This window comes from uncultured Porphyromonas sp. (assembly GCF_934359325.1).
Classification (GTDB): domain Bacteria; phylum Bacteroidota; class Bacteroidia; order Bacteroidales; family Porphyromonadaceae; genus Porphyromonas_A.
This window is the reverse complement of record NZ_CAKRLH010000051.1, coordinates 1-9,984: the sequence shown is the minus strand read 5'-3', so window position 1 is coordinate 9,984 and position 9,984 is coordinate 1. Positions and strand designations below refer to the sequence as shown.

The window sequence follows — 9,984 nt, the reverse complement described above, 5'->3', positions numbered from 1 at the left end:
TTGCCGCAGAGGAGTGCCAGGGAGGGGTGATTACGGAGGCGCGAGAGCTGATCCGCCACTTCGCACCGCACGTTTTCCATAAAGGCAGGGTCGCTCGGATAGGTGGTGCAGGCAAAGGGGAAGTCCTGCCAGATCAGAATCCCGTAGCGATCTGCCAGCTCGTAAAACTCCTCCGTCTCGTAGATCCCTCCGCCCCAGACACGCAACATATTGAAGTGCGCCGGCAGCACGTCCTCCACGAAGAACCGCTGTAGGCTCCTCCCGTGGTCGCCCATTCGGCGGTCGTGCGGGAGGTAATTGGCCCCCTTAGCGTAGAAAGGTCGGCGATTGATCACAAAGCGGAACGCCCCGTCCGTCTGATCGAGGTGCACCTCCCGTAGCCCCACCCGGAGGCTGTCCCTCTCTCCTGTTGCATCCTGATAGACCAGCGTGTACCGCTCTGCCTCTCCCCAGCCGTGTGGCATCCAGAGCCGTGGTCTCGAGATGGAGAAGGCGATCGAGTCACCCGTCATTACCGCTCGCTCCAACTCAACGCCATCCGGATCAAGAAGCGTGAGGGATGCCCCCTGTGCGCTCTCCCTACCGCTTACGATAAGGGTCGCAGACTTCGGCTCCGTACCGCTCCACTCGATCTTACTGCGGACGTAAAAGTCCTCCGGATGAAGCCGCTCCTTTCGCTCCACAACGGGCGGTGCAAAAAGACCCATAGAGATCAGCCGTGGTGCCCAGTCCCACCCGTAGTGGTAGGGAGCAGTCCGGATGTAGGGACTATAGAAGATCGCAGCACGATCATTATCGGCAGGGTAATTGAATCCATTGCTCTCGTAGAGGAGCTGACCGATCTTCGTCGGCGAGAGCAGGCGGATCACCAGCCGATTGGTTCCGGTCCTTAGATGCCCGTCGAGGTTATAAGTATAAATCCGAAAGAGATTTTCTGTCCGACCAAGCAAAGCGCCGTTGAGATAGACCTCAGCAAAAGTGTCTACCCACCGGAGGCGCAACCGGTAGCCGGAGAGCTCCTCGCTCGGCAGCTCAAAGGTGGTCCGGTAGACCCACTCCCTATCGCTCACCCACTGGACACTGTCCTCGTTCGTACCGACAAAGGGGTGCGGTATCATCCCCTGCCTGAGCAGGTCTCGCTGCACCATGGAGGGGATCTCCACTGCGACAGAGGTGGAGTCGGGCTGTCCCTCCTCCGTCAGGTCGAAGTGGCTCAGGACGATCTGAGCGGTGAGCGACGGCAGGAGGGCGAGCAGAGAGAGGGCAAGGAGAGCTCTTCGGACAAGCATAGGGATGATGAATAAAAAGAGGAAGATCTGCGTCCGACAGAGACAGCTGACCTTCCTCTTGTATATGAATAGGGACTTACTTCTTAAGCGCAATATGCAGCTCATCCAGCTGCTTCTGGTCCACCGTGGCAGGAGCATCGACCATCACGTCGCGTCCGGAGGTATTCTTCGGGAAGGCGATCGTGTCTCGGATGCTGTCCAGTCCGGCAAAGAGGGAGACCCAGCGGTCAAAGCCGTAGGCAATACCTCCGTGGGGCGGTGCACCGTACTTGAAGGCATTCATCAGGAAGCCAAATTGCTCCTGTGCGCGCTCCTCAGTGAAGCCGAGGGCATGGAACATCCGATCCTGGAGCTTGGTGTCGTGGATACGGATCGATCCGCCACCCACTTCGACACCATTGATCACCATATCGTAGGCATAGGCGCGCACCTTACCGGGATCGGTCTCCAGCAGCGGAATGTCCTCCTCCACCGGCATGGTGAATGGGTGGTGCATCGCCATGAAGCGACCCTCCTCCTCACTCCACTCAAAGAGCGGGAAATTGACCACCCAGAGGCACTTGAAGTTCATCGGATCCATCAGCCCCTCACGGCGTCCCATCTGGAGACGGAGACGTCCCAGTTGAGTCCGGCACTTTATCGCGTCGTCACCACAGAGGATCAGGATCAGATCGCCCGGTTCTGCCTTCATCGCATCACGCAGTCTGGCTCTCTGTTCCTCGGAGTAGAACTTATCGACACTGCTCTTGACACTGCCGTCCTCATTGATGCGCGCATAGATCAGTCCCTTGGCACCCACCTGCGGACTCTTCACGTAGTCAGTCAGCTCATCGAGCTGCTTGCGAGTATATCTGGCGCAGCCCTTGGGACAGATACCGCCGATATAGGAGGCTTCATCGAAGACTCCAAACCCGGTCTCAGTGATCGTCTCCTTCAGCTCCACGATCCTCATGTCGAAGCGCATATCCGGCTTATCGGAGCCGTAGTACTTCATCGCATCATGCCAGTCCATCTTGAGGTAAGGCTCCGTCTGCTCGATGCCAAGGATCTCCTTGAATAGGTACTTGCTCAGTCCCTCAAAGGTGTCGGTCACATCATCCTGATGGACGTAGCTCATTTCGCAGTCGATCTGGGTAAATTCCGGCTGACGATCGGCTCGCAGGTCCTCGTCGCGGAAGCACTTCACCACCTGGAAATACCTGTCGATACCGGCGATCATCAGCAGCTGCTTATAGGTCTGAGGGGACTGAGGAAGGGCGTAGAATTGTCCCGGATTCATCCTCGAGGGAACGATAAAGTCTCGCGCGCCCTCCGGAGTGGACTTGATCAGGAAAGGCGTCTCCACCTCCATAAACTGCTGCCCATCGAGGTAGCGACGGATCAGCTGTGCCATCCGGTGGCGGAGGGCAAGGTTGCGCACCACATTGGGACGACGGATGTCGAGGTAGCGGTACTTCATCCGGAGCTCATCGCCCCCGTCGGACTCCTCCTCGATCGTGAAGGGAGGGGTCTCGGAGGCGGAGAGGATCCGGAGTGTACTCACCTCGATCTCGATGTCACCGGTAGGCATCTTAGGGTTCTTCGAGGAGCGCTCCACGACGGTACCCACCGCCTGGATCACATACTCCCGCCCGATCTCGGATGCCTTCTCGAGCTGCTCATGACTGCTGCTCTCGGCGAGGACCAGCTGCGTGATCCCATACCGATCACGCAGGTCGATGAATGTCATCCCGCCCATCTTACGTATCCGCTGGACCCATCCCGCCAGCGTCACCTCGGAGCCTATGTCGGAGGCGCGAAGCTCTCCACAAGTTTTTGTTCTATACATGATATCTCACACTGTGTGCGGCTAACTCCGGACGAGCAGCCGCACGAGGATTATTTTATTCTCTGATGCTCTCAGTATCTCTGCGCTAAATCGTGTGGAAAGCTCCACCACCTCTCCCCGTCCGGGGATCGACTGGCACACCGACAGGATGTAGCCGGCGATGGTCTTGAAGTCCTCCTCCTCAGGCAGACCGATCTGAAACTTATCATTAATATCATCCAGTCCGGCACGACCGGAGAGTATGTACTCCTCATCACTCACCTTACGCATGACGATATGGACCGTATCATGCTCATCCTCGATGTCGCCGAAGATCTCCTCCACGATATCCTCCAGGGTGACGATCCCGGAGGTGCCGCCCAGCTCGTCCACCACGATCGCAAGGCCGCGCTTCCGGAGGAGCAGCGTCTGCATCACCTTCTCGATCGTCAGCGTCTCCGGCACATAGATCGTCTCCTTGATATGCTCCTGCCAGCGGCTTCCATCCCTATGGCAGCGAAACATCTCCGTACTGTGTATGTAGCCGATCACATTGTCGATCGTCTCGCGGTAGACGATGATCTTAGAGTACCCGGTATTGATGAAGAGCTCCATCAGCTCCTCTATCGTTGTCTCTTCGTCCACCGCAGAGAGCTCGTTGCGCGGCACGAGACAGTCGCGCACCTGTATGTCGGGGAATTCGAGTGCATTCTGCAGCAGGACCGCCTCACGCTGCACCATGGGATCGTCCTGTGCGGCGGTATTCTGCCTGATGTAGTAGTCGAGGTCCACCTTGCCGAGCGGATTCTGGTCATTGCTCTTCCCCTCAGCACCGAAGAGCTTCAGGATCAGATTCGTCAGCCCACCGGCGAGGAGTGTGATCGGATAGAAGAGGAAGTAGGCAAAGGTGAGAGGCAGCGAGGCAAGCTGCATATACTCATTGGGCCTCGCCTTAGCCACAGACTTGGGGACATACTCCCCGAAGACGATCACCACGGCGGTAGAGATCAGCGTCTGGATCAGTACGATGAGGAAGGCATTGGTCATCCACTGCTTAAGTACCGGCTCGAGGAGGGCGGCAAAGAGCAGCCCATAGATCACGTTGATCACATTATTCGCCACCAGGACGGTGGTAATGTACTTCCCCGGTCGGTCGAAGAGGAAGGTCTGAGCCCTCGGTCCGATGCCCCGCTTCGCTCTATCCAGCTCCACCTGCAGCCGATCTGAGGTGAGGAAAGCGGTCTCCGACCCACTAAAGAAGGCCGAGAGCAGCACGCAGAGCACTATGAAGAAGTAGATCATCGACTTATCGTAGTTTCCGACTCCGGTAGGAGTCGTGACGGACAAAGATACATAACCTTCCCCTCTATCTCGATGGTCTATAGGGATTAGACCTACCGGGCGACCGCTTCATCAGGAGCGAGTCACGCGGTCGCATGGGTGGCGGCGCGACGCTGTCCAGCCGCATCACCGAGTCGGCCGGTGTGGCAGTGGCGGGACCGGAGGTCACCTCCCCGTCCTCATTGACATCCATATGCCCGGCAGTATCGTACAGCTCGTATTTCGTCATGTACTGATTGCTCTTGAAGCCAAAGCGACTCCTCAGCTCCTCACCAGGACCCCTCAGGATCCGGATGCTGTCATGCGAGTAGACCAGCTCATTGTCCTCGTCCCAGAAGAGACGGTTCCCGAAGAATTGCGTCCCCTCCCGATTGAGGATATGGATGTTCCCGACCAGCTCCCAGAGGTGGCGCGACACATGATAGTAAGCAGTGTCAGAGACGATCGACGCCTGCTTATGGAAGAGGGTGTCAAACTGCTCCAGATAGAGCCCACTCGGGAAGACCCACTGCTCCTCAGGTTCGCTCCGAGAGAGCCACAGGTCGGTCACCATCTTGTACTTCGTTACGCCACTGTCAGAGATGAAGGTGACCACATCCTTAGTGATCGAGGTGTACTCGAGGCTGTCGATGGTCCGGCTTGCCAGATCCGACTTACGCCCCTTGCATCCGGTCATCAGGAGGGCTGAGAGTAAGACAAAGAAGAAGCAGGTGCGACCCCACATCGTGGAGTACACCGGCTTCTTACTCTGACTATGTATCGATAAGGATCCTATCTCAGGCTCCTCCATAAGGGCTTAGTGATAAGTGCAGGGACCGATCAGCGTACGCGGATCGTGGTCGTCTCTCCGATCCATCCCCCTACGGTGAAGGACTGCCCCTCCTGCAGGTCGGGGTGCATGAAGATATCCTCCTTAGCCGGATAGGCAGCCGTGTAGGTGCCGATCAGCTTATTGGCCTGAGCTGCCACACTGGGATCCATAGACTTGGCGCGGGCAGCCTTGTCCACGACGAGGCAGTAGACGACGCGCTGCTTCACCGGATCATCCGGATAGATGCTGCTGGCGCTGGAGGCGTACATGCTGGCGATAAGGAGCATCGGCGCACCGAAGCCCGGCTTCGCTGCCATAGCGGCGTTGCAGTACTGACGAGCGGTGCCGTAGCTGTGACGGTCATAGTACATCACGGCGAGGGCGTAGTTTGCCTCACCCTTCTCGTCCGCATCGGTACTGAGGTCGATCGCCTTCTTATAGTACTCCTCAGCCTTGGTATAATTCTTATCAGCGAGCGCCTTACGAGCCACACCAAGGGCGGCAGAGGAGCTCGGCTCGAGATTAAACATCGCCTCTGAGGCGGCGTAGTAGGAGGGGCTCTCTGTACAGCCGACGCTCTGGAAGAGAGCGATCGTCTCCTTGAGGAAAGTCTTGTCGCTGCTCTTCTCCTTGATCTGAGGAGCGTAGATCGACTCCATCACGTCGCAGCTGGCCGCACCACTGGCAGCAAAGGCCTGGAGTGAGGTAGCCTGGTAGCTAGCGATCGCCTCGGCATGGCTCGTATTACCGGCCGCCTCGGCACTTGCCTTAGCCTCAGCATAGAGCTTGTCCACGTAGGTCTGATCCTTTACATACTGAGCCTTGAAGTTCGGGTCCAGTGAGGAGCGGAGCATCGAGGCGTAGGTAAAGTAGTAGAGCGTCAGCGGGTCGGTCTTAGCGCCCCGCTTGTCGATCACCGGCTTGAGGCGATCATACATCTTGACATAGTCCACCTCGTCCGGGTAGTACTTGAGCTGATCGGAGATCATACTGCCGAGGATATAGTCCTCACCAGTCTCCTCATCGTCGCCGAAGTACTTGATGCGGGTGTCGTACATCCCCATCAGCTCCTCGTAGGCCTTCTTCTTCTCCTCGGGGGTTTTGGCGTTCTCGATTCTCCAGTTGAGGATCTCAGCGCCCTGGATATAGAGGTCCTTGGACTGCGCAGGGCACTCGTCGTAGACGCGCTTCCAGAAGGTGTAGGCATCTACGTAGTTCTTACTCTTGAGGTAGATCTTATAGAACTTCGTGTTCTTCGCGCAAGCAGCCGTATCAGGCTCAGCGGTCATGGAGGGGGTCACATAGGTGCCGGCATATGCCGAGAGACCTAGTCCCAGTGCGAGGGTAAAAAGTAATGATTTCATTGATATGAGTTTGATTTTTAGTTTTCTATATGATTATCCGAATGCTTCATCGGTACAATTATGACGAAAATATCCGGAATTGGTTTACTGTATCAATAGATCTTGAGCTTGCGGAACCAAGTTTCATTGAAGGCAAAGCCCAGCGTGAGCCGAAGCATATCGCTGCTGAAGCCACTCGCCTTATCGGCCAGTCCATGCTTGTACTCGAGCGAGAGATTGAGTGCCGAGTTGCGCTCCAGACCATAGAGGAGGATCGGCAGCCCCACGCCGACGGAGGCACCGATATACTTCATCTGTCCGATCGGTGCCACCTCGTAGTAGGAGGTGGAGAAGTTGAGTCCGCCCGAGTAGGTGATCATCCTGCCGTAGTTGCTCGAGTAGGGATCAGGGAGGATCTGAAATCCTGCTGCCGCATAGTAGCTGTCCCTCAGCTGCAGTCCGTCGCCAGCAAAGATATTGGGTACACGGCTCCAGAGTGAGGTCTTGAGGTCCGCCGACACGGCGTACTTCGTCGGACGCACCCACGCGAGCCCCACACCGATGGTATGAGGGGTCGAGGTCTCCAGCACCAGATTCTTATTCTCGATATCCGGGCGGGTCTGAGAGTTGACATTCCGATTGACGATCAGCGTAGCCTCCGGATCCAGAGGGAGCCCGGGGCTGTAGGTGGCACCGAGGACGATCCGGTCGCGCGTGGCGGTGGAGGGATCCTTGGATCGAGAGGGGAGGAGCAGTCTGTACTGCAGTCCAGCCTCTGCCTGTAGGGAGCTAATCCTCAGACGGTGAGTCTCCATACTCTGCGTGAGCTGGGAGAAGTTTGGCACCAGGGTCCAGGAGTGGGTCTCCGACCCAAATAGATACTTGGCACTGACTCCTATATAAAGGTTGCGCACAAGTTCGGCACCGATACCGAGGTAAGCGGTCTGGAAGGAGCCCCTGCCGGTAAAGTTTTGTACATACTTCACCTCCTCGCTGTCGCCCTCCACGCCCTGCGTCGAGACCATACCATAGCCGGTGTAGAAGGAGGGGATCAGTCCCATACTCACCGCCACACGATCGCCGTAGACGGGGAACTGAAGCGCCAGATAGTCCAGCCCGCCCTGCAGAGAGGGCTTATCGGCCGTTGCATCCCGGTACTGACCGAAGTGCATTGATGTCGCCACATCCATCAGGAAGGAGAGGGAGTCGGTGGAGGCAAATGCAGCAGGGTTGGTAAAGTTGATCGCCTTAGGGTTGCTCAGGGCGATACCGACACCCCCCATACCCCGCCAGATAGTAGGAGTGGCGTGGGCGGGGAGACCATAGCCGTACCGAGTGGTCGGCGAGGACTGCACATCCTGAGCCTGCAGCGGGGTGCTGAGGAGACCCAGGGTGAGTATGGTAAAGACAGTCGAGTAAAGTCTTATCCTCGGGGATAGCATACGAGATGATGATTTGTTTAGTCCACTTCATGCGAGCTATAGCACCCACACAAAGTCGTCGACAAATATCGGTAATTCTACATTGCTTCGCAAATCCCACCCCGACAAATCCCCCGGAGACAGCAGACCGGGGGTAAGGAAAGTGCGCTCCCAACAGGTGAATATCTAAACCCGATAATAGAGATCACTAAACCCGGTAATAGAGATCACCAAACCCGGTAATAGATTTCTCCCAACCTGAGGGTGCTAACAGATGCTGATCATCGGATGAGTCGGACAAGACCGACCCGTCCGACTTGTCCGATCCGTCCGACAAGGTATGAGTAGGGGATGTCAAAGGAAATCAGTACCTTTGCACCTGAAATACTCCGCATCGGGTCGCATAAGCAGGTGCACAGAGGCATCTCACCCGCCGGGTATCACTCTAAGAACTAATGCAATATGTACGGAATCGTAGAGATTCAGGGACAGCAATTTAAGGTCGAGGAGGGCGGTAAGCTCTTCGTCTACCACATGAAGGATGTCAAGGAGGGCGACACGGTAGACTTTGACCGCGTCATGCTGCTGGACAACGAGGGCAACGTCACCGTAGGTGCGCCCACCATCGAGGGTGCCAAGGTGACCTGCGAGGTGGTAGAACCCCTCGTCAAGGGCGATAAGGTGCTGGTCTTCCACAAGAAGCGTCGCAAGCGCTACCGCAAGCTCAATGGCCATCGTCAGCAGTACACTCAGCTGCAGGTCAAGTCTATCGTAGGATGATCTGAGACAGTCAGTTATTTACTCACTCTAAAGACTATACTGAATACAAGATATGGCACACAAGAAAGGTGTAGGTAGTACCAAGAACGGTCGCGAATCAGAGAGCAAACGACTCGGCGTCAAGAAGTTTGGCGGCGAGGTCGTCAAGGCAGGCAACATCATCGTCCGCCAGCGTGGCACACGCCACTATCCCGGCGAGCATGTAGGTATGGGCAAGGATCATACCCTCTATGCACTTACCGATGGTGTCGTAGCCTTCCGCACCACGACAGGTGACAAGTCTATCGTCTCCGTGGAGGCGAAGGAGATCGTCGCCAACTGATCACTACTCGGCTTCGCTCTACAGGACGATACCCTACTGACATAGGTTTTCGATCAGAGAACATTAGCCAACTAAACTCATAAGCGTATGCTCCGTCACTATTCTCCCCATGAGATGAGTGCTGAGCATACGCTTCTCTTCATATTATAAGGTCCGAGAGCCGGTCCGCCTCGCCCTACCCTGGATCACTGTCAGATATGAAAAGAAATCCACTCTATCTCCTGGCCGTTGCGCTGATGTTTGTCAGCACGACCTCCTGCAGCGTCACCAAGCGGCCGATCAGTTCGCTCTACTTTGCGGAGCAGGCGGCTGAGGCTGCAGCGACGCCCTCCCCGGAGATGGTGGCTCTCGGCGAGAGCATCTCGAGCAAGCTCGGCATGGAGGTATCCTATCCGGAGGATGATCTGGGTCTGTACGCTTTCGTCGCCGACTGGCTGCGCACGCCGTACCGCTTCGGCGGGACCTCGAGACGAGGGACAGACTGCTCCGGCTTCGTCTACCGACTCTACCAGACGGTCTACGAGACCAATATCGGACGACAGTCCTCCGCCGACCTGATGAGTCAGACCCAGCGGGTCTCGCGGGGAGATCTGAGGGAGGGAGATCTCGTATTCTTCAACATCCGCAACAGGCGGGGCGGGCGAGCCTCCCATGTGGGAGTCTATCTCAGTGACGGAAAATTTGCCCACGCCTCCACCCGGAGCGGCGTGATCATCTCCCGTCTCAGTGAGCCGTACTACAGCAGGACCTATCTCGGAGCCGGAAGGGTAAAGAAATGACGATCGCACCACTGCCACCCGAGGAGCCGAAGCTGGTCCTCCTCGATATGGACGGCGTACTCGTGGACTCCATGCCGATCCACGACTATGC

At 56.8% G+C, this 9,984-nt stretch carries 8 protein-coding genes and 1 pseudogene; 3 read left to right on the top strand and 6 right to left on the bottom strand.

Annotated features, from left to right (window positions below; genetic code table 11):
* From Q0F21_RS03330 to Q0F21_RS03305, 6 genes and pseudogenes are all read right to left on the bottom strand, one after another.
* Window positions 1-1,289, bottom strand: a pseudogene (locus tag Q0F21_RS03330) (glycoside hydrolase family 2 protein); the annotation flags it as partial.
* Between the two features lie 76 nt (window positions 1,290-1,365).
* Window positions 1,366-3,117 (bottom strand): aspartate--tRNA ligase, encoded by a 1,752-nt coding sequence (aspS, locus tag Q0F21_RS03325; RefSeq protein ID WP_297237395.1) that lies wholly within the window; start codon window positions 3,115-3,117, stop codon window positions 1,366-1,368.
* Window positions 3,118-3,138: 21 nt separating this feature from the next.
* Window positions 3,139-4,443, bottom strand: a complete 1,305-nt coding sequence (locus tag Q0F21_RS03320) for a hemolysin family protein (protein WP_297237393.1) — start codon at window positions 4,441-4,443, stop codon at window positions 3,139-3,141.
* A gap of 19 nt (window positions 4,444-4,462) precedes the next feature.
* Complete coding sequence (locus Q0F21_RS03315) at window positions 4,463-5,227, bottom strand: hypothetical protein (protein ID WP_297237391.1); 765 nt, start codon at window positions 5,225-5,227, stop codon at window positions 4,463-4,465.
* A 29-nt stretch (window positions 5,228-5,256) separates the two neighbouring features.
* The gene (locus Q0F21_RS03310) at window positions 5,257-6,612 is read right to left on the bottom strand and encodes a tetratricopeptide repeat protein (RefSeq protein ID WP_297237389.1); all 1,356 of its coding nucleotides are present in this window, start codon (window positions 6,610-6,612) and stop codon (window positions 5,257-5,259) included.
* Between the two features lie 92 nt (window positions 6,613-6,704).
* The gene (locus tag Q0F21_RS03305; protein WP_297237388.1) at window positions 6,705-8,033 is read right to left on the bottom strand and encodes a hypothetical protein; all 1,329 of its coding nucleotides are present in this window, start codon (window positions 8,031-8,033) and stop codon (window positions 6,705-6,707) included.
* 441 nt (window positions 8,034-8,474) lie between these two features.
* Between Q0F21_RS03305 and rplU the strand changes: the two genes are divergently transcribed.
* From rplU to Q0F21_RS03290, 3 genes are all read left to right on the top strand, one after another.
* Window positions 8,475-8,792: a 50S ribosomal protein L21 gene (rplU, locus tag Q0F21_RS03300; RefSeq protein ID WP_297130822.1), complete on the top strand. Its 318-nt coding sequence runs from the start codon at window positions 8,475-8,477 to the stop codon at window positions 8,790-8,792.
* Between the two features lie 52 nt (window positions 8,793-8,844).
* Window positions 8,845-9,114, top strand: a complete 270-nt coding sequence (gene rpmA / locus Q0F21_RS03295) for a 50S ribosomal protein L27 (RefSeq protein ID WP_297130824.1) — start codon at window positions 8,845-8,847, stop codon at window positions 9,112-9,114.
* Between the two features lie 197 nt (window positions 9,115-9,311).
* Window positions 9,312-9,893 carry an NlpC/P60 family protein gene (locus Q0F21_RS03290; protein WP_297237386.1) on the top strand — a complete coding sequence of 194 codons (582 nt, stop codon included), beginning with the start codon at window positions 9,312-9,314 and terminating at the stop codon, window positions 9,891-9,893.
* The last annotated feature ends 91 nt before the right edge of the window (window positions 9,894-9,984 follow it).